Origin of the sequence: Pigmentiphaga litoralis, assembly GCF_013408655.1 — a bacterium.
Lineage (GTDB): Bacteria > Pseudomonadota > Gammaproteobacteria > Burkholderiales > Burkholderiaceae_B > Pigmentiphaga > Pigmentiphaga litoralis_A.
The window spans coordinates 2,535,536-2,552,572 of the sequence record NZ_JACCBP010000001.1 but is presented as its reverse complement, the minus strand read 5'-3'; the positions used below and the strand labels follow the sequence as shown (position 1 = coordinate 2,552,572).

The 17,037-nt window shown below is 61.5% G+C and carries 20 protein-coding genes; 12 read left to right on the top strand and 8 right to left on the bottom strand.

Annotated features, from left to right (window positions below; translation table 11 throughout):
• The first annotated feature begins 8 nt into the window (after window positions 1–8).
• Together HD883_RS11475 and HD883_RS11470 are read left to right on the top strand one after the other, a co-directional pair.
• The gene (locus tag HD883_RS11475; RefSeq protein ID WP_179585427.1) at window positions 9–410 is read left to right on the top strand and encodes a VOC family protein; all 402 of its coding nucleotides are present in this window, start codon (window positions 9–11) and stop codon (window positions 408–410) included.
• Window positions 407–1,384, top strand: a complete 978-nt coding sequence (locus HD883_RS11470; RefSeq protein ID WP_179585430.1) for a saccharopine dehydrogenase family protein — start codon at window positions 407–409, stop codon at window positions 1,382–1,384. Before HD883_RS11475 ends, HD883_RS11470 begins: the two co-directional genes overlap by 4 nt.
• A 56-nt stretch (window positions 1,385–1,440) precedes the next feature.
• Here the strand turns inward: HD883_RS11470 and HD883_RS11465 are convergent, their stop codons facing one another.
• From HD883_RS11465 to HD883_RS11455, 3 genes are all read right to left on the bottom strand, one after another.
• The gene (locus HD883_RS11465; RefSeq protein WP_179585432.1) at window positions 1,441–2,169 is read right to left on the bottom strand and encodes an SDR family oxidoreductase; all 729 of its coding nucleotides are present in this window, start codon (window positions 2,167–2,169) and stop codon (window positions 1,441–1,443) included.
• Window positions 2,166–2,666 carry a nuclear transport factor 2 family protein gene (locus tag HD883_RS11460; RefSeq protein ID WP_179585434.1) on the bottom strand — a complete coding sequence of 167 codons (501 nt, stop codon included), beginning with the start codon at window positions 2,664–2,666 and terminating at the stop codon, window positions 2,166–2,168. The genes HD883_RS11465 and HD883_RS11460 overlap by 4 nt, the downstream gene beginning before the upstream one ends.
• A gap of 120 nt (window positions 2,667–2,786) precedes the next feature.
• Window positions 2,787–3,407, bottom strand: coding sequence for a TetR/AcrR family transcriptional regulator (locus HD883_RS11455; protein WP_179585436.1), 621 nt, complete (start codon window positions 3,405–3,407; stop codon window positions 2,787–2,789).
• A 125-nt stretch (window positions 3,408–3,532) separates the two neighbouring features.
• Here HD883_RS11455 and HD883_RS11450 point away from each other — a divergent pair, with 125 nt between their 5' ends.
• Window positions 3,533–4,276: an SDR family NAD(P)-dependent oxidoreductase gene (locus HD883_RS11450; protein WP_179585439.1), complete on the top strand. Its 744-nt coding sequence runs from the start codon at window positions 3,533–3,535 to the stop codon at window positions 4,274–4,276.
• 133 nt (window positions 4,277–4,409) lie between these two features.
• On the opposite strand, the gene uraH is transcribed toward HD883_RS11450, so the two are convergent.
• Both uraH and HD883_RS11440 read right to left on the bottom strand, forming a co-directional pair.
• Window positions 4,410–4,820, bottom strand: coding sequence for a hydroxyisourate hydrolase (gene uraH / locus HD883_RS11445; protein WP_179585440.1), 411 nt, complete (start codon window positions 4,818–4,820; stop codon window positions 4,410–4,412).
• A gap of 9 nt (window positions 4,821–4,829) precedes the next feature.
• Window positions 4,830–5,306 carry a GlcG/HbpS family heme-binding protein gene (locus HD883_RS11440; RefSeq protein ID WP_306455876.1) on the bottom strand — a complete coding sequence of 159 codons (477 nt, stop codon included), beginning with the start codon at window positions 5,304–5,306 and terminating at the stop codon, window positions 4,830–4,832.
• 167 nt (window positions 5,307–5,473) lie between these two features.
• Here HD883_RS11440 and HD883_RS11435 point away from each other — a divergent pair, with 167 nt between their 5' ends.
• Both HD883_RS11435 and HD883_RS11430 read left to right on the top strand, forming a co-directional pair.
• Window positions 5,474–6,145: a heavy metal response regulator transcription factor gene (locus HD883_RS11435; RefSeq protein ID WP_179585441.1), complete on the top strand. Its 672-nt coding sequence runs from the start codon at window positions 5,474–5,476 to the stop codon at window positions 6,143–6,145.
• Window positions 6,142–7,503 carry a heavy metal sensor histidine kinase gene (locus tag HD883_RS11430; RefSeq protein ID WP_179585443.1) on the top strand — a complete coding sequence of 454 codons (1,362 nt, stop codon included), beginning with the start codon at window positions 6,142–6,144 and terminating at the stop codon, window positions 7,501–7,503. Before HD883_RS11435 ends, HD883_RS11430 begins: the two co-directional genes overlap by 4 nt.
• Window positions 7,504–7,515: 12 nt before the next feature.
• On the opposite strand, the gene HD883_RS11425 is transcribed toward HD883_RS11430, so the two are convergent.
• The gene (locus HD883_RS11425) at window positions 7,516–8,277 is read right to left on the bottom strand and encodes an SDR family oxidoreductase (protein WP_179585445.1); all 762 of its coding nucleotides are present in this window, start codon (window positions 8,275–8,277) and stop codon (window positions 7,516–7,518) included.
• Window positions 8,278–8,373: 96 nt separating this feature from the next.
• Between HD883_RS11425 and HD883_RS11420 the strand changes: the two genes are divergently transcribed.
• The 4 genes from HD883_RS11420 to HD883_RS11405 are packed head-to-tail and all read left to right on the top strand — an operon-like array spanning window position 8,374 to window position 12,028.
• Entirely contained in the window at window positions 8,374–9,687 is a 1,314-nt protein-coding gene (locus HD883_RS11420) for a M20/M25/M40 family metallo-hydrolase (RefSeq protein ID WP_257022144.1), read from the top strand.
• Window positions 9,688–9,696: 9 nt separating this feature from the next.
• The gene (locus HD883_RS11415) at window positions 9,697–10,119 is read left to right on the top strand and encodes a hypothetical protein (protein WP_179585447.1); all 423 of its coding nucleotides are present in this window, start codon (window positions 9,697–9,699) and stop codon (window positions 10,117–10,119) included.
• Window positions 10,116–10,808, top strand: a complete 693-nt coding sequence (locus tag HD883_RS11410; RefSeq protein ID WP_179585449.1) for an ABC transporter ATP-binding protein — start codon at window positions 10,116–10,118, stop codon at window positions 10,806–10,808. Before HD883_RS11415 ends, HD883_RS11410 begins: the two co-directional genes overlap by 4 nt.
• Complete coding sequence (locus tag HD883_RS11405; protein WP_179585452.1) at window positions 10,805–12,028, top strand: FtsX-like permease family protein; 1,224 nt, start codon at window positions 10,805–10,807, stop codon at window positions 12,026–12,028. The genes HD883_RS11410 and HD883_RS11405 overlap by 4 nt, the downstream gene beginning before the upstream one ends.
• On the opposite strand, the gene HD883_RS11400 is transcribed toward HD883_RS11405, so the two are convergent.
• Together HD883_RS11400 and HD883_RS11395 are read right to left on the bottom strand one after the other, a co-directional pair.
• The gene (locus tag HD883_RS11400; protein WP_179585454.1) at window positions 12,022–12,375 is read right to left on the bottom strand and encodes a VOC family protein; all 354 of its coding nucleotides are present in this window, start codon (window positions 12,373–12,375) and stop codon (window positions 12,022–12,024) included. The two genes, HD883_RS11405 and HD883_RS11400, sit on opposite strands and share 7 nt — an antisense overlap.
• 70 nt (window positions 12,376–12,445) lie before the next feature.
• The gene (locus HD883_RS11395; protein WP_179585456.1) at window positions 12,446–14,125 is read right to left on the bottom strand and encodes a N,N-dimethylformamidase beta subunit family domain-containing protein; all 1,680 of its coding nucleotides are present in this window, start codon (window positions 14,123–14,125) and stop codon (window positions 12,446–12,448) included.
• Window positions 14,126–14,250: 125 nt separating this feature from the next.
• Between HD883_RS11395 and HD883_RS11390 the strand changes: the two genes are divergently transcribed.
• From HD883_RS11390 to HD883_RS11380, 3 genes are all read left to right on the top strand, one after another.
• On the top strand, window positions 14,251–15,237 hold the full coding sequence (locus HD883_RS11390) for a Bug family tripartite tricarboxylate transporter substrate binding protein (RefSeq protein ID WP_179585458.1): 987 nt from the start codon (window positions 14,251–14,253) through the stop codon (window positions 15,235–15,237).
• Between the two features lie 75 nt (window positions 15,238–15,312).
• Window positions 15,313–16,158: an IclR family transcriptional regulator gene (locus tag HD883_RS11385; RefSeq protein WP_306456321.1), complete on the top strand. Its 846-nt coding sequence runs from the start codon at window positions 15,313–15,315 to the stop codon at window positions 16,156–16,158.
• A gap of 7 nt (window positions 16,159–16,165) precedes the next feature.
• Window positions 16,166–16,957: a helix-turn-helix transcriptional regulator gene (locus tag HD883_RS11380; RefSeq protein WP_373563348.1), complete on the top strand. Its 792-nt coding sequence runs from the start codon at window positions 16,166–16,168 to the stop codon at window positions 16,955–16,957.
• Window positions 16,958–17,037: the final 80 nt, after the last annotated feature.

Below are 17,037 nucleotides of genomic sequence, written 5' to 3'. Positions count from 1 at the left end.
TGCCCGCCATGCTGGACCATCTCTTCATCTCTGTCAGCGATGTTGCACGTTCCATCGATTTCTACGAGGCGACACTGCCTTGCCTGGGTATCACGGCAAGGCTGGATTACGACGGTAAGCAAGGACCGCCCGGCCATCCCGACTTGAAGGGGTTTGGCGCGGGCGGAAGAGTTTTCTTCTGGCTGCGCAAAGGCGTCGTGGACAGTCGGTCGGTGCACATCGGTTTTGTTGCCCACAACAAGGAGGAGGTGGACACGGCCTTCGCGGCAGCCATGTCGCACGGTGCCACGGACAACGGGGTACCCGGTCCCAGGCTGCACTATGACCCGGATTACTACGCTGCCAACGTGCTGGACCCCGATGGCTACAGCCTGGAATTCGTCTACAAGAACTGGCAGCACGCGCAATGAGCCGCCTTCTGATTTATGGCGCAACCGGCTATGTGGGCCGGATGGCGGCAGAGCACGCCCAATCGCTGGGGCTGGACTTCATCATTGCGGGCCGCAATCCGCACACGCTGTCGCTGCTGAGCGGGCAGCTCGATACGCCATACCGCGTCTTCGCGCCAGACAGTGTTCAACCAGGATCCCTGGAGGGCGTCGGCGTTGTGCTGAACATGGCTGGGCCATTCGCCAGGACGGGCGAACCATTGATGCTGGCGTGCATGGCCGCTGGCCTCGACTACCTGGACATCACCGCCGAAATCAACGTGTACAGGCTCGCGGAGGAACTCGATCACACCGCCAGGCATGCCGGGGCGATGTTGCTGCCAGGCGTGGGCTGGGATGTCGTTCCGACAGACTGCCTGGCCGTGCACGTGGCTCGACGCGTGAAAAACCCCCGATCACTTCGCATGGCATTGCAGGTCGCCGGCTCCATGTCCCGAGGATCGGCATCGAGTGTCAGCGAGATCCTTGGAGCGGGCCTGCTGAAGCGTATGGATGGACGACTCGTTTCCAAATCCAATGCTGGCATGCGGTACTTCGATTTCGGCGCCGGGGCTGTCCCCTGCGCGCCGCTGTCTTTCGGTGATTTGGTCACGGCCTGGCACTCAACGGGCATTCCCGATATCGAAATGTTCGTTCACGTCACAGGCGACGCCTTTCCCACCGGGGATCTGTCAAACCTTCCCGACGGCCCGACCGCAGTTGAGCGCGAGAGCCATCCCGCTCGCGCCGTGGCAGAAATAACTGGGGCGGATGGCACGGTGGCTCGGTCCGTAATCGAGACCGTCAACGGCTACACCTTTACGCCGCTGTCGGCCGTCAATGCGGCGCAAAGGGTGCTGGCGGGGCAACGGCATCCCGGGTTCGAAACGCCTGCTCGGGTATTCGGTGCGGACTTTGCTGCGACCATTGCAGGCGCCAGGATCATCGATCACTGACAGAATCATGAGACGGCGGCTCGCCAGGCCGCTTGTCATGCTGTACCTGGAACGCATCACCAGGGCTGGCGGCCGTGACTGCCAAAAAAGCCGCCAGTTGGCCCATCTGCCCCAATCAGCGCCATTTTTATGGCGGTTGCCGCGCCTTCGGCAGGCGTCAAGAACCCGGTGTTCGCGTTGAGGTCGGTTCGGACATGCCCTGGTTCGACTGCGTTGACCTTGATGCCAAGCGCTTCCAGTTCTCTTGCAAAGCACACCGCCACGGCGTTCAAGGCGACTTTCGAAGCGGTGTAGCCGATCATATTCACACTCGAATAAATCGACGTTGGATCGTTGATCAAGGTCAACGATCCCAGCCCGCTGCTCATCATCACCACGCGGGCGTCGCCCGACGCCTTGAGGAGCGGCAACACTGCTTGAGTGACCCGGACAGGGCCGAATACATTCACCTCGAAGACCGCCTTCATGTCGGCCATCACCGCCTGGCTCGGGAGCCGTGCCGCGTCCAGGATGATGCCGGCGTTGTTGATCAGAACATCCAGTGCATCGATCTCCGCGGCAAGGATCTGGCTGGCTCGCTGCACGCTCGCGTCGTCCGCGACGTCCATCTCCAGCAATCTGACGTCGAGCCCTTCGTCCTGCAAGCGTGCGACCGACCGAGCACCTCGTGCCGTGTCTCGTGCGCCCATCCATACGGACATGCCCGCTTCGGCGAGCCCCTTGGCGATGGCAAGACCGATGCCCTTGTTGGCGCCGGTGACAAGCGCCTGTTTTTTTGACGTCATGCGGTTGCCCTCCGCGAAACGACTTCCTCGTTTGACCCTTTGACGTGATGGCTCAGGTCACCCACCAGATGCAACGTCAGCGTGCGCCGGGCAAAGCGCCACTGGCCTTCATGCCGCTCGAATTCATCAAGGTACTTGCCTGTGCAGATCGGCTGCAATCGTAAGCCATCTGTCTGTTGATGCACCGTGTAGTAGCTTGCGGAAGTTGCCTTGTCGCCGCCTGGAGCAATGTCTACGAGGACATTTGCCAACGTGTGCCAGGTGCGGGGTGTGTTGTCCGCATGGACTTGAAGACCCATCTCGACAAACTTCCTGACCCCGTCGCGGCCGGCGACAACGTTGCCAAGAACATCCATTTCAGCGTGCTGAAACAGCTCGGCCACGCCGTCGAAATCGCCGTTATCGAGACGATGGGTATAGGTGGAAAGAAGGCGATGAATCGCGCGTTCTGCGGCAAGGCGCTCAACGATATCAAGGCCATCAGGTAGGTCAGTCATGGGTGTCGCTCCAAAAGCGCGTAAGGTATATAGCAGTCGCTATAAACATCATTGCACGAGGAACGGCCCGCCGCAACACTTATATAGTGATCGGTATAAGACCGGCTTTCAACCCTGGAGCTACTTTGGTCGGCGGCTGCCTTTGAACTCCGCAGTCAAGGCCAGCCCTGCCACCTTGGCGCACTCGACCAGCTTGGCTTGCGGGTAGCCAAGGCAAGCATAGGAAGAGATCCCGCGCAGCGTCAGCAACACGTAGTCGGTAATGCGTTCCGCATCGGCGCCTTGGACAAACTGCTCGATGTAACCCCGGATCGCGTTACTGCCTTTTGCCGCCAACGCGGTGGCAATGCCGGCCGCCTCGGAGTCGTCGGCCCGCATGGCCTCAGTCACCATGCAACCGCGCCGTACCGGGTCTTGCGTGTAGTGCTGGGCGGCCGTTACGAATAACTGGGTCAGCACTTCAGGAGGTGTCCCCTTGGCCGCCAGCACATCATCGAGCGGCAGCGCGTGACGCGTGGTGTATTGCGTCAAGGCGCGTTCAAAAAGCGAGAGCTTGCTTCCGTACGCGGCGTAAAGGCTGGGCGGCACGATGTCCATCGCCTGCGTCAACTCAGCGACGCCTACCGCGTCGTAGCCGCGCGTGTGGAACAAGGCCTCGGCAACGTCGACGCCCCACTCGCGATCGAACGCAGGCTTGCGTTGGCGCACGGGGGTCTTCACGGTAGGGGATTTACGGCTCATGGCGGGCATGCTGGAAAAATGAATGTCTGGAGCTAACGATCGCTACATAGTACTTGCATTGATGCCATGTGTTCCATATAGTGGTCGCAAATATAGCGACCGCTATATAAATTGGAGCGTTGAACATGTCATTCGAGAACAAGATTGCGTTGGTTACCGGTGGGTCGTCAGGCATCGGTTTCGGTATTGCGCGGCACCTGCTGGACGAGGGCGCCAAAGTCGTCGTCACGGGGCGCGACATTGCAAAGCTCGACAAAGCGGTACAGGCGCTCGGGCCCAACGCATCCGGACTGGTGGTCGACTTCACCAAAAAGACGGACATCGACGCGCTGTATCAGACGATTCGGCGCGATGCGGGGCGGCTCGATCTGGTGGTTGCAAACGCAGGCGCGGGCACCATTCTCCCGCTAGGGGAGATCACCGAGCAGCAGGTCGACCAGACCCTGGGCGCAAATGTCAAAGGCGTCATCTTCACAGTTCAAGGCGCACTGCCGCTCATGCCTTCCGGCGGCGCCATCGTCATCATCGGATCGACGGCCTCCATGAATCCCCCCGCCGGAATGAGTGTCTACGGCGCGTCCAAGGCCGCGGTGCGCGCCCTGGTCCGCGCGTGGATCCAGGAAATCCGAGGTAGCGGCGTCCGCATCAACGTGGTGAGCCCGGGCCCTGTGCGCACCGAAGGTCTGGACAACTTCTTCCCACCCGAGCAAGCCGACGCTGCATTTGCTTCCTTGGCCGAACAAAGCATGGTGGGTCGGATTGGCGTGCCGCAAGACATCGCACACACGGTCGCCTTCCTGGCTAGCGATGCCGCGGCATATATCAATGGCGTCGAGCTGTTTGTGGACGGTGGCGCATCTCAGATCTGAGCCTGGCCTACCACTTTGATATCCCGAACTTTCCGAACGGCAAATTCAACATGATCGATAAACGTCATAGATTTCGTCTTTTATCGGATTTGCAGCAACGTCTCGAAGTCGGCAAGAACGCGGGTCAAGAAGGTCAATTCCCCCGATAAGTCGAGAACCCATACGGACTGAGCAGCAGCGGGATGTGGTAGTGGGGCACCGTGCCGTCCGCTTCAAAGATCACAGGCACTTCAGGAAAGAAGCTGGTCGTCTTGTGCGCGGTGAACCATTCACCCGTCTTGAACGTCACCCGGTAAATGCCTTTCTCCAAGGCCTTGCCCGCGGGGTAGAACTCGGGGATGCGGCCTTGCTCGTTGGTCGTGGCCGTGTTGAGCAGGTTCCAGTTCTGCCCGTTCTGCTTTTCCAGCGTTACCTTCACAGCAGGGGAGGGCAGGCCGTCCTGCAGGTTCAGCACGTGGACGCTCAGGGGGTTGGAGGCTGCAGCGGCCAGGGAAGACATGACGCTCAGTGCGGCGCCTGCGAACAACAGTTTGAATGCTTTCATGGTGGTCTCTTAATTGGAAGTCAAAGTTTGTGAAAGGGCGGTAAGCGCGCAGCCTTCGTCGAAGGCCGCGCCACCTGCGCCGGCAACACCGATGGCGCCGATGACGTCACCGTCCACGACCACGGGCACGCCGCCGCCGAGCAGCAACAATTCGCTGACCGTGTTCAGATTTGCCGTGTCCGGATGGCTGCGGGCGCGCTCGGCCAGCAGGCCGGTGGGGGTTTTAGTCGACAGTGCCGTATAGGCCTTGCGCTGCGCCGCCAGTGTGTTGTGCGGGCCGACGTTGTCATCGCGTTGCACGGCAACCAGGTTGCCGCCGCGGTCCACGACGGCGACGACGCTTGTCTTGCCTTGGGCATGGCAGGCTGCGACGGTGGCGCTGGCCAGCGTATTCGCCAGTGTTAGCGTGACGTCCTTGCGCTGCGCCACCTGACTATCCGGGGCGGCAATCGCCAACGTCGAGCTCATGGCCAACGCCAGCAGCAATAAGGTAGATCCGGTAGTACGCATGATTCTTCCTGGGCAAGGCCGTTGAATGACGTGATGCATCATGAACGGCCCGCCCCGTCAGCACGATTGCGTCCGCATTACAAATTTGTAATGGGGGCGCACCGCGTATCGGCTTAGCCTATGCGCCTGGTTCGGAGGAAAACATGCGCATTCTGGTCGTCGAAGATCAAACGAAAACTGCCGATTACCTGCAGAAGGCGTTGACTGAATCCGGCTATGCCGTGGACGTCGCGCTGGATGGTCTGGACGGCCAGCATCTGGTGCAGGAAAGTGAATACGACCTGGTCATTCTTGACGTCATGCTGCCTGGCCTGGATGGCTGGCAGTTGCTGCAGATCATCCGTCGCAAGTGGCAAACGCCTGTGCTGTTCCTGACCGCACGCGACGCCGTCGAAGACCGGGTCAAGGGACTGGAGCTTGGCGCGGACGATTATCTGGTCAAGCCGTTTTCGTATGCGGAGCTGCTGGCGCGCGTTCGAACCTTGCTACGGCGCGGTCCGCCACGCGAGGTCGAACATTTTCTGGTTGCGGATCTGAGCCTGGAGCTGACGACCCGGAAGGTCACGCGCGGCGGGCAGCGGCTGACGCTGACCAACAAGGAATTCGCCCTGCTGCATCTGCTGCTGCATCGGGAAGGGGAGGTGCTATCGAGGGCGCTGATTGCTTCGCACGTCTGGCAGATGAACTTTGAAAGCGATACCAACGTGGTGGATGTCGCCATCCGCCGGCTGCGGGCCAAGGTCGATGATCCGTACCCGATCAAGTTGATTCACACCGTGCGCGGGATTGGCTACGTGCTGGAGGTGCAATCGTGAAAGGCCTGCCACGCGCCTTGAGTTTGCGCCTGGCCATCATGTTCGCGCTGGTCAGTGTGCTGCTGATGGGGGCTTTCGGGTTCTATCTTTATCAATCGTTGGAACGGGAGATCGCGTGGCGCGATGACCAGGCGCTGCTTGGCCGCTTGCAACACACGCAGGCGCTGATCACTGACAGCACGACTGTCGAAACGCTGCGCGGGCGGCCCAAGCTCTACGAAAACATGCTGGGCAATCGGGACAACCTGTTGTGGATTCTTGATGATGCCGGCAAGGTCCTCATCGAAATCAATCCTGTGAATCTGGCGTTGCCCGACTTGCAGGCTGCCCCGGTGGCTCGGCTCGGCAACGGCAGGTATGCGGATCCCGTGCGGCTGGCGTGGGTGGACGTCGTCAATGGAAACCGCCGGCTGACGCTGATTGCGGGCAAGTTGCTGACCGAGCGGGAACAGATGCTCGGCGCGTACCGGCTCAAGCTGTGGATGGCGCTGGCCGTTGCCGCCTTGCTCGCCTTCGCGCTGGGCGGCTGGGTCAGTCAGCGGGGCTTGCGCCCGGTACGCTCGTTGGCCGCACGTGCGGCGGGCATCGATGTTCAGCATCTTCATGTGCGGCTGAACGAATTCAATGACGTCAGCGAACTCAAGGTGCTGAGCAAGACCCTCAACCAGATGTTGGCCAGACTTGAAAACGGGTTTGCGCAGCTGTCGCGCTTTTCGGAAGACCTTGCGCATGAAATGCGCACGCCACTCAGCAATCTCATGGGCCAGACGCAGCATGCTCTGAGCCGTGACCGCAGCGTTGAGGACTATCAAAACTTGCTGGTGTCCAACCAGGAAGAATATGAGCGTCTGGCGCGGATGATCGACAGCATGCTGTTCCTCGCCCGCACCGAGCAGGCACACATCGCGATCCAGCCCGAGCCGCTGGACTTGCAGGTTTTGGGTGAACAGCTGGCCGACTATTTCGAAGGCCTGGCGCAGGATCGCGACATGCAGGTCATCAATGCAGCCAAGGGTGACCTGGTCGCCGATCCGATACTGGTCCGCCGCGCCATGGCGAACCTGCTCGCCAATGCCCTGCGTTACGGCACGTCGGGCACGGCGGTGACCATTGCTGCAGAGGCGCGCGACGATACGCTGATACTCAGCGTGCACAACCAGGGCGAACCGATAGCCGCGGAGCACCTGCCCCGATTGTTCGAGCGCTTCTATCGGGCGGACCCGTCGCGTCATCAACCGGACGATTCGGGTGGTCTGGGCCTGGCCATTGTTCAATCGATCATGCAACTGCATCGCGGCCAGGTCAGCGTGGATAGCTCAACCAACGGGACCACCTTCTGCCTGGCGTTCCCTCGCTAGACCTTGCGCTGGCTACTTGCCCCCGGTTGCGTCAAGGAAGGTGCCGGTAACAAACGACGCTTCCGAGCTGGCGAGCCACAGGATGGCATGGGCCACCTCTTCGGGTTGACCGCCACGCCCCATCGGGATGGTGGCCTTCACGCGATCAACTCGCCCGGGCTCGCCACCACTGGCATGCATCTCGGTGTAGATATGACCCGGCCGGACGCAGTTGACGCGTATGCCTTCACCGGCCACTTCCTTGGCGAAGCCGATGGTGAACGTCTCGAGCGCACCCTTCGAGGCGGCATAGTCGACGTACTCATTGGGGCTGCCGAGCCGGGCCGATGCGGACGAGATGTTGATCACCACTCCGCCACGACCGCCGTGGCGGTGCGACATGCGCTTGACCGCCTGCTGGGAGCAAAGGATCGGGCCGATCGTGTTGACCGCAAAGATCCGCTGCATCCGCTCGAACCCAAGATCTTCAAGGCGAGACTGCTTGGCGATGATGCCGGCGTTGTTCACCAGCACGTCGATCCGGCCGAATGTCCGGTCGATGGTCTCGAACATCTGCACCACGTCGTCGGGCGACGCGCTGTCCGCGCGAATCGCCAAGCCCCGTTGGCCGGCCTCCTCGACATCGGCCACGACAGCCCGCGCCGCGTCGTCGTTGGATACATAACTGATGGCCACGTCATAGCCTCGTTGCGCGGCGATACGGGCGGTTGCAGCGCCGACACCGCGGCTTCCGCCGGTGATCAGGATAAGCGGCGCATCCAGGGTCTTGTCCATGTCTTCCTCTGTCATTGGCTGGGCCAAACGGCTGCGTAGATTTGCTTAAGTAGATGATATATTCAACCACTTGTGAACTCTTGTAGCCGACCCTTGATGAAATCTTCCTGCTCGTCGTTCCCGCTCTCCGCGCTGTCGTTGACCCTGGCTTCGGCCGTCTTGATGGCCAGCGCCGCACAGGCCCAGACTGCCGATCCCGCCGCGCAAGTGCAGCGTGTGCTGGCCAGCCCGGCGTTCAAAAGCGCCGCTGCAACGCTGGACAAGGAGCATGGACGGATCGTTGAAGATGCCATCAAGCTGACCGAAATTCCTGCGCCGCCGTTCGCTGAAAAGGAACGCGCCGAGGAATTCGCCAAGATGCTCAAGGCGGTTGGCCTCAGTGATGTGCAGATCGACCCGGAAGGCAATGTGCTGGGCCTGCGCAAGGGAACGCGCGGCGACGGCAAGGTGGTAGTGGTCTCGGCCCACCTGGATACCGTGTTTCCCGCGGGCACCGACGTCAAGGTCAAGCGTCAAGGGACCAAGCTGTATGCCCCGGGCATCGGCGACGACAGCACCAGCCTGGCGGTGCTGCTGGGTTTTGTGCGCGCCATGAAGGCCGCCGGCGTCAACACCCGCGACGACATTCTGTTCGTCGGCACGGTGGGTGAAGAAGGCCCGGGCGACTTGCGCGGCGTGCGGTATCTCTTCACCAAGGGCGCCTACAAGGACAAGATCAAGTCCTTCTTTTCGGTGGAGTCAGGTGACATCAATCGCGTGACGCACGGCGGCGTGGGTTCCAAGCGCTACCGCATCACGTTCAACGGTCCTGGCGGTCACAGCTACAGTGCCTTTGGCGCCGTCAATCCGATGTTCGCCCAGGCTCAGGCCGCGGCCGAGCTCTCGCGCATCCAGGTGCCCACGACGCCCAAGACCACCTACAGCATCGGCCTGATCGGGGGCGGCACGTCCGTCAATTCGATCCCGGTCAGCAGCTGGATGGAAGTGGACATGCGCTCTGAATCGGTGGATGAACTCAAGCGGGTGGAAGATCGTCTGCTGAAGATCGTGCAGGATGCCGCTGATGGCGAGAACTTTGCCCGGTCCACCAAAGACGCGAAGATCACGGTCGAGGCCAAGCTGATTGGCGATCGCCCCGCCGGCAGTACCGACATGAATGCCGAGATCGTGCAGATCGCCAAGTCGGCCATCGAAGCGGCAGGCTACAAGCCGAACTTCAATTGGAGTTCGACCGACTCCAACATGCCGATGAACCTTGGCATTCCTGCCCTGACCATCGGCCGCGGCGACGTGGGCAAGAGCGGCCGCAGCCATTCGCTGGATGAATGGACGGACGTCGAGAAGGGCCCGATGGTCAAGGCCATGACAACGTCGCTGAGCATTGTGCTCACCGCGACCGGAATGGAATAAGGACGCATCATGCAGCGGCGCCAACTGCTTATCGGGATGGCTGCCCTGGTGCCGCTGGCGTCCTGGGCCCAGCCGGCGCCGCGCATCCGCATGTTCGAGCTCTACGAGCAGGACCTGAGCTTTTCCGATGTCGCCAAACGGCTGAAAGGCAAGCCCATCACGATCCAGGGCTTCATGGCGCCGCACCTGAAGGTGGAGTCCGATTTTTTCGTGCTGTCGAACTCGCCGGTGGAAACCTGCCCGTTTTGCGAATCCGAAGACCAGTGGATCGACTCCATCATCTTCGTGCGCATGAAGAAGCGGCAGGATGCGGTAAGCCCCGGAACGTTGATCGAAGTCGCTGGCATCCTCGAGATCGGTCCCCAGACCGATAGCGCCACCGGCTTCGTGAGTCGCGTGCGCCTGGCCGACGCGACCTTCCGCAAGCTGTGATCCCCACGCTCGAGGCAGTCGCGGTCGGCACGACGTTTGCCGATGCCGGCGGCGGCCGGATTGCCGCGCTCGACCAGGTCGACGCGTGTTTCCTGCCAGGCCAATTGAGTGTGATCGTCGGTCCGTCGGGCTCGGGCAAGAGCACCTTGCTGCACGCGCTCGCGGGCATCGTGGTTCCGGACGCGGGCCGCATTCTTTTCGGTTCGACAGACTTGAGCACGCTCAATGAAGGCCAGCGCGATGCCTGGCGGCTGACCCATTGCGGCATGGTGTTCCAGGACTTTCGCCTGATCGACGAACTCGACGCACTCGCCAATACCTTGCTGCCCGCCCAGTTCACGCGTCTGCGGACGCCGGCCGCACTGCGCCAGCGAGCCCAGTTGCTGCTGGCCGAGTTCGGTGTGCCCGCAAGATCCGGACCGGTCGCCAGGCTGTCGCGCGGCGAACAGCAGCGCGTGGCCTTGGCACGCGCCTTGCTGCTTGATCCGCCGGTGGTCCTGGCGGACGAGGCGACTGCCAGCCTGGATGCCGACAACGGCCAGCGCATTGCTCATGCCTTGCTTGCGGTCGCGCGCGCTGGCAAGACCGTGATTGCGGTGACCCATGATGACAGGCTGTCCGCCCTGGCCGACCAGCGCCTGATGTTGAAGACCGGCCGGGTGGTCACGCCCGAGGTGCATCGAGCATGAATCCCTGGCCCCTGATCCACGCGGCCCTGGCGCGCTACCGCTGGAGTGCCTTGGCGTTCATTCTGTTGGTGGCCGCGGGCGTTGCGCTGTCCGTCGCCCTGGTGTCGCAAGAGCGGGCGCTGCGTAGCGGCAGTGCGAGAGCGGCGGATCGTTTCGACCTGATCGTGGCTGCCCCTGGAAGCCGCACCGACAGTCTGCTTGCCACCGTGTTCCTGCGACCCGGAAGCGCCCAACTGCTCAGCCCCGCCTTCAGCGCGGCGTTGCTCAACGACAGCCGCGGCAGCTTCGTATCGCCGCTGGCATTCGGCGACAGCCATCGCGGACGACCGGTGGTCGGGGTCACCGCGGCGCTGGTGGACCATCTGTCGAACGGACTTGCCGAAGGGCGGACGTTCGCCAGCCGTACCGAGGCCGTCGTCGGATCCGCATCGCCATTGAAGGTAGGCGCGCGGTTCCATCCCGCCCATGGCGTGCATCACAACGGCGAGGCGCACGGCGGCGACGACGACCTGGATGCGCACCAGGTCGAGATCGTCGTCGTCGGCCGCATGAAGCCGACCGGCTCGCCCTGGGACCGTGCGGTGATGGTGCCCGTCGAACTGGTATGGGAAACGCATCACCTGCCGACAGGCCACGCGCCGGGCGCCACGCAACTCGGCCCCCCGTTCGATGAAGCCTTCACGCCCGGTATTCCGGCCGCGGTGATGCGGACCGCCAATCTGGCGGAAGCCTACAAGCTGCGGCGCGCCTACACGGGACGCGAATCCATGGCCTTCTTCCCGGCCGAAGCGTTGATCCAGCTCTACGCCGTGCTGGGCGACATCCGGCAGCTGATGAGCCTGCTGGCCATCGTCACGCAGGCCTTGGTACTCCTGGCCATCACGGCCAGCGTGTTCATCCTGTTCCGCTTGTTGACGCCGCAGTTCGTCACCCTGCGCGCCTTGGGCGCCCCCCGCCGATTCGTGTTCGTCGTCGCATGGGGCTTCACCGCCGCGCTGATGCTCGTCGGCATCATGGTGGGGCTGGCAGGCGGCTTCGGATTGTCGTTCGGCATTTCCTGGTGGCTTGCCAGGGTGACCGGCGTCAGCCTTCAGCCGGGGCTGGGGTGGGAAGAGATCGTGATGGCATTTGTGCTGCTGGTCGTTGGCCTGGCGTTGGCGGTGTTGCCTGCGTGGAGACTGCAGCGGGTGTCGTTGGCGGGGGCGTTGAAGGATTATTGAGCTGACCAGACCGCCAGTTCATAGCCGTCCGGATCAATGAAGTGGAAGCGGCGTCCGCCAGGGAAGTCGAAGACAGCACGTGAGATGGACGCGCCGGCAGCGATGACGCGTCTCTCGGTTTCAGCCAGATCATCGGCGTACACGATCACAAGCGGTCCGCCTGGGCGAACTGGCTCGCCCGTGGTGAAGCCACCGGTCAGTCGGCCATCCGAAAATTCAGTGTAGGTAGGGCCGTAGTCCGTGAAACGCCAGTCAAAGGCTGCGCTGTAGAACGCCTTGCTGCGGTCGATGTTGCTCACGTTGAATTCGATGTTGTCGATCTGCCTGTCGGCGCCTCGATGTGCCATGGATGTCTCCTGCTATAGGTGCTCTGGCCCGGTCACCGGCTAAGATACTGCGCCGGGTGGCAGGCCTTTATCAGATCGATCGCTTTAGAAATTCCTTGAGGACATTTCTGGTAATGGTCACTGTCGCAAAATCATTTTTGCACAGTCCTGCCACCCACTCGCAGGTTGCCGCAGTGAAGACCTGTCCACGACCCTTTTTGAAGTGAACGATCATGCCGCATCCCCGACTGTGCTTTTGCACAGTCGCCGGGGATGTGTCTGACTCCAGCATTGCGGCCCGGAAGTGAGCATCGCGATCTCCCAGCATGAGCGAATCGCTGTCCTGGGGCCGCCCGGCCTCGGCCGATGTCGCCCAACCCATCGCGAGAATTTCGAGTCCTGGAAGGGCGCCGTCGCTGCCAAGCGGTTCAGGCCGGCCCTCATGGAAGGTGTAGTCGAGTCCGTCCACCTCATATCCAAATATGCTGGCCTGGCTCCCAAACATATCTGCGTACCCGAGACCGGTACCTGCGAATGCCCAGTGTTCCGGTCTGAAAACCGAGTAGCCACGCGGGCTCTGTCGCGCCATCCCTCCAAATCCGGCGTAGATGCCGCGCAAGGCGTTGACGCCGAATGTACTCGCGCCGGGGTGATTGACTAAAGGATCCTCCCAGGCGCTCGTCAGTCTGCCGGGATCCGAATCCCGTGCCGGATCCTGCGTTCGAGCATCGTATTTATAAGCCACCTGCGTTGCGCCATTGTCCTCAAGGCGAATCTGCCACATGAAGTTGCCAGCAAATCGCGCGACATTGCCGCCGCGGGTGATGAATGCGTCGACGTGATCGCGCATTTCTCGAGTCCAGTACTCATCGTGACCGACAAAGACAGCACAGGCATAACCATCGAGAGCGTCAGGTTGGCTATGCAGTTCATCCTGCGTTATGAGGTCGACTTCGAACCCGTGCTTTTCAGCCCACAACACAAACGGTCTTTCGTAGGTGGCCCAGCCTGCAAGCGCGTAATACTTGCTGAATCCGTGGATGGACGCCCACTCGATGAATTCGTAACGTGCAGACCCGGGTCTGTCGGCCCGCTCGGAATTCATTGAGCGCGGCGCATCGGAAGGAAGCCATATTTGCCCGCGGGCCCAAGGCCTGTGAATTGACAGCCTGGGCGACCGACCACGCGGCGTTCCAGGATGCAGGCCGTAGTAGTGATTGGCTCCGCCCCAGTCGTTGTAGGCAGTCCAGGTGGACGTCGCGACGACCAGCGCGAGCGCGCTGGCACGTCGGTGAACTGGCTTGACGAAAAAGAGATGGTGCCCCAGCACCGCGCCTGTCGAGTCGATAGCCTCCACCAGGTAGGCGCCTGGCTGCACGTGTGCCGGCAGGGTCCATTCCGTAAACACCGGCCAGTCGCACCCGTGCTCGTAGGCTCGTTCGGGCAAGGGATGAAAGCGCGCCTTCGCAAGGCGCGTCTGGTGCAAGGAGATGCTTGTCGCGTCATCCCGCCCTGCTCGAACTGCAATGGCGTCAACGTTGGAAGAAAGGTGCAGACGGACGGTGTCACCAGGAAGGTAAGAGCGCTTGTCGGTGTAACACCAGGCAGCGGGATAACCGTTTCGCTCGGGAACTTCCACCCAGGTTTCGCGGGCTCCTTGTCGCCTTCCAGAAATCGCGTCGACCTCAATGCCGTCGTAGGTCCCCGGCCGTTTTGCGGCCACACCGTCATTGCCGTTGCGTACGGGTTTCGTTTCGCCATTGGCGGTCATGGTCGTCCTGTTTTGGTTGTGTCATTAGATGACACTATAGATCAACTCACGACACTGTGTTAAAAATCGGCTCACCGGCGTTGGTGTCCTCGTGCCGTGCTTTCCAACTCACATCAAGGAATTTCATGACGACTCCATCACGGCGCGCCTTTCTCACCTCGGCCTCCCTCGGGGCGCTTTCGACATTGGCGCCTTCGGCTTTTGCCGCGCAGGCTTGGCCATCCAAACCCATTACTTTCGTCGTCGGGTTTCCGCCGGGTGGACTGACTGACGCCGGCGCGCGGTTACTTTCGACCGGCCTGGGCACATCCCTGGGGTATCCGGCAGTGGTGGAAAGCAAACCCGGCGCCTCGGGCAACCTGGCCGTCAGCGACGTGTTGAGATCCAGGGACAGCCACAGGATGTTGGTTGCCAACACCAGCATCACCATCAATCCGCACACATTCCCGACGCCAGTACCTAGCCCGATGGAGTTCGCGCCGATCGGGCTGATTTTTGAATCCAGTCTGGTCCTATGTGTGAATCCCGGCTCGCCAGCGAAAAACTTCGATCAGTTTCGGTCGTGGGTTCAGTCTGAATCCAAGGCGGGTGCATTCAATTACGCAACAGCGGACAACGGCGGTATCACGCATCTGGCGATGGAGTATTTCCGTGAGCGCGCGGGCTTGCCTGCAATGACACACGTCGCCTATAAGGGCAGCGGTCCGGCAATTCGCGATGTCATCGGCAATCAGGTGCCCTGTGTGATGGACGGTGCGTCACTTCTGATTCCCTTTATTGCATCGGGGCGATTGCACCCGATCCTGGTCACCAGCGCCGCTCGCCTGCCTGCGTTACCGGACGTTCCCACTGCCTCGGAGTTGGGTTTGAAGGATTTCGCGGTGAGCTCCTTTGTCGGGCTTTGGGGCGCTCCACGACTCGAGCTCGATATCGTGCGCAGAATGAACGCGGCACTGAACACCGCAATCCTGTCACCGGCGATCGCGAATGCCATCACCAAGAACGGAGATCTGGTGGGTGGCGGAACCCCGGAGCGGTTGGCAAAGCTCACGGAGCAGAATTTCCAGCTGTGGGGCGATATCGCAAAGCGCAACAACATCAAGGCGGATTGAGCAGCTGTGCAGGCCATCAGGGCGCTGAACAAATGGTGGACCCCGACCTTGGCAACCCTGGGTGAGGGCCTCGGCATGCGCCTGGCAGCATGTCACCGGGCGATATACTCGGGGGCTGATCAAGCATTCGGTGCACATATGGCGGATAGTGGTGGCTCGTTATCGAAGGTTCGTGCTGTCGAACGCGCCATGGCGCTATTGCGTGCCTTCGGGCCCACTTCCACTCGGTTGTCACTCGCCGAACTCACTCGTCTGAGCGGGCTCGACAAAGGCACAACACGACGCATCCTCCAGACCCTCGCATCTGGGGACTTCATCGAGTTCGATGACACGACAAAGACCTATTCTCTCGGGCCAGGCATCCTGTTGCTGCTGCCTGGCGTCAGGTACGGAAGCGACCTGCGCGATGTCGCTGCGCCAGCGTTGACGCGGCTTGCCGAAGAGTCCGGTGCGACGTCTTATCTTTGGACGTACTTCGACGGGTTTGCGATGTGTCTCGACAGAGTGAAAAGTCCCGAGCTGCACATTGACACCTTGCGCTCGGGTATCGGTACGCGTGTCACCCTGAACCACAGTGCCGGGCCGCGGGTCTTGCTGGCGTATCTGTCTGCTGAAGAAAGAGGGAAAGTGCTCGGCGCGCCACTTGAGCAGCCCACTTCTCGAAGCGTCGTCGATCCCGCCATGCTGGAAGCCTCCGCTGCGAAGATCAGAAAGCAGGGGTGGGAATTCGCGACAGATGACTACGCGCTGGGCATGTCCGCACTCGGGGTACCCGTACTGAATGCCCGAGGCGAACTCGTGGCAAGCGTCAGCATTGCATCGCTGACGCCGCAATTTTCCGTGGCCGATGGCCGGCCCGAATTGCTTTCCCTCGTGCAGAAAACGGCGCTCGACATTGGCGCACGGTTGCGGCCAGGCTGACGGCGGCGTGCGGAAAACCTCTGTCGAACAGCGGCGCGAACTCGGACTGTTCCTTGCCAGTCGGCGGGCTCAGGCCAACCCTGAAGCGTTCGGACTGACGCTTGGAAAACGCCGCACTCCAGGATTGCGACGGGAAGAGGTCGCCGTGCTCGCTGGCTTGAGCGTGAGCTGGTACACGTGGCTTGAACAGGGCAGGGATATCCATCCTTCGCCCGAAGCCCTTGCGCGCCTTTCGAAAGTGTTTCAGCTGGATCGCGTGGAGTCCGCGCACCTCTTCGCTTTGGGCGCGTCAAGCGCGCCGCCCCCCTCGACTGACGAAGATCTGACGACCGGCCTGGAGTTATTGGTCCAGGCGATCGATCCGGTTCCGGCGTATGTGCGGAATGCACGGCTCGATATCCTTGCCTGGAACAATGGGATCGCCGAGGTGTTTACGGATTATGGTCGTTTGCAACCACACGAGCGCAATACGCTGCGGTTGTTATTTCTTCACGTGCCTTATCGAACACGGATCGTCGATTGGGAAGCCATGGCGCGCGGAATGATCTCGACCTTCAGGGCAGCACGTGCGCAGGCACAAGAGCAAGCACCGTTCAATGCGTTGATTGATGAGCTCAACGCGCTCAGTCCTGAATTTCGCGGGTGGTGGCCTGACACCGCGGTTCAGGGATTTGACGAAGGCCGCAAGCGCCTTCGTCAAGCCGACGGCAGCCTTCTCGAATTCACGTACGTCGCACTGGCGCCGCACGGGCGCCCCAATCTTTCCCTGGTGACCTACCTGCCTCGCTCGCTTGGGTAGGAGTGGCGCTCATAGGTCTACGACGCACCTTCCGGCCGTAGCAGGTCCTGCCTAAGCTGACGACCGAAGCAGACCTTTGC

What these genes read in the sequence shown, in the direction of transcription:
- HD883_RS11425 (WP_179585445.1), bottom strand. Translation starts at nt 8,277, where the DNA reads ATGGACAAGACCCTGGATGCGCCGCTTATCCTGATCACCGGCGGAAGC.
- uraH (WP_179585440.1), bottom strand. Translation starts at nt 4,820, where the DNA reads ATGAAAGCATTCAAACTGTTGTTCGCAGGCGCCGCACTGAGCGTCATG.
- HD883_RS11450 (WP_179585439.1), top strand. Translation starts at nt 3,533, where the DNA reads ATGTCATTCGAGAACAAGATTGCGTTGGTTACCGGTGGGTCGTCAGGC.
- HD883_RS11435 (WP_179585441.1), top strand. Translation starts at nt 5,474, where the DNA reads ATGCGCATTCTGGTCGTCGAAGATCAAACGAAAACTGCCGATTACCTG.
- HD883_RS11405 (WP_179585452.1), top strand. Translation starts at nt 10,805, where the DNA reads ATGAATCCCTGGCCCCTGATCCACGCGGCCCTGGCGCGCTACCGCTGG.
- HD883_RS11465 (WP_179585432.1), bottom strand. Translation starts at nt 2,169, where the DNA reads ATGACGTCAAAAAAACAGGCGCTTGTCACCGGCGCCAACAAGGGCATC.
- HD883_RS11390 (WP_179585458.1), top strand. Translation starts at nt 14,251, where the DNA reads ATGACGACTCCATCACGGCGCGCCTTTCTCACCTCGGCCTCCCTCGGG.
- HD883_RS11470 (WP_179585430.1), top strand. Translation starts at nt 407, where the DNA reads ATGAGCCGCCTTCTGATTTATGGCGCAACCGGCTATGTGGGCCGGATG.
- HD883_RS11415 (WP_179585447.1), top strand. Translation starts at nt 9,697, where the DNA reads ATGCAGCGGCGCCAACTGCTTATCGGGATGGCTGCCCTGGTGCCGCTG.
- HD883_RS11475 (WP_179585427.1), top strand. Translation starts at nt 9, where the DNA reads ATGCTGGACCATCTCTTCATCTCTGTCAGCGATGTTGCACGTTCCATC.
- HD883_RS11400 (WP_179585454.1), bottom strand. Translation starts at nt 12,375, where the DNA reads ATGGCACATCGAGGCGCCGACAGGCAGATCGACAACATCGAATTCAAC.
- HD883_RS11460 (WP_179585434.1), bottom strand. Translation starts at nt 2,666, where the DNA reads ATGACTGACCTACCTGATGGCCTTGATATCGTTGAGCGCCTTGCCGCA.
- HD883_RS11395 (WP_179585456.1), bottom strand. Translation starts at nt 14,125, where the DNA reads ATGACCGCCAATGGCGAAACGAAACCCGTACGCAACGGCAATGACGGT.
- HD883_RS11455 (WP_179585436.1), bottom strand. Translation starts at nt 3,407, where the DNA reads ATGAGCCGTAAATCCCCTACCGTGAAGACCCCCGTGCGCCAACGCAAG.
- HD883_RS11385 (WP_306456321.1), top strand. Translation starts at nt 15,313, where the DNA reads ATGCGCCTGGCAGCATGTCACCGGGCGATATACTCGGGGGCTGATCAA.
- HD883_RS11420 (WP_257022144.1), top strand. Translation starts at nt 8,374, where the DNA reads ATGAAATCTTCCTGCTCGTCGTTCCCGCTCTCCGCGCTGTCGTTGACC.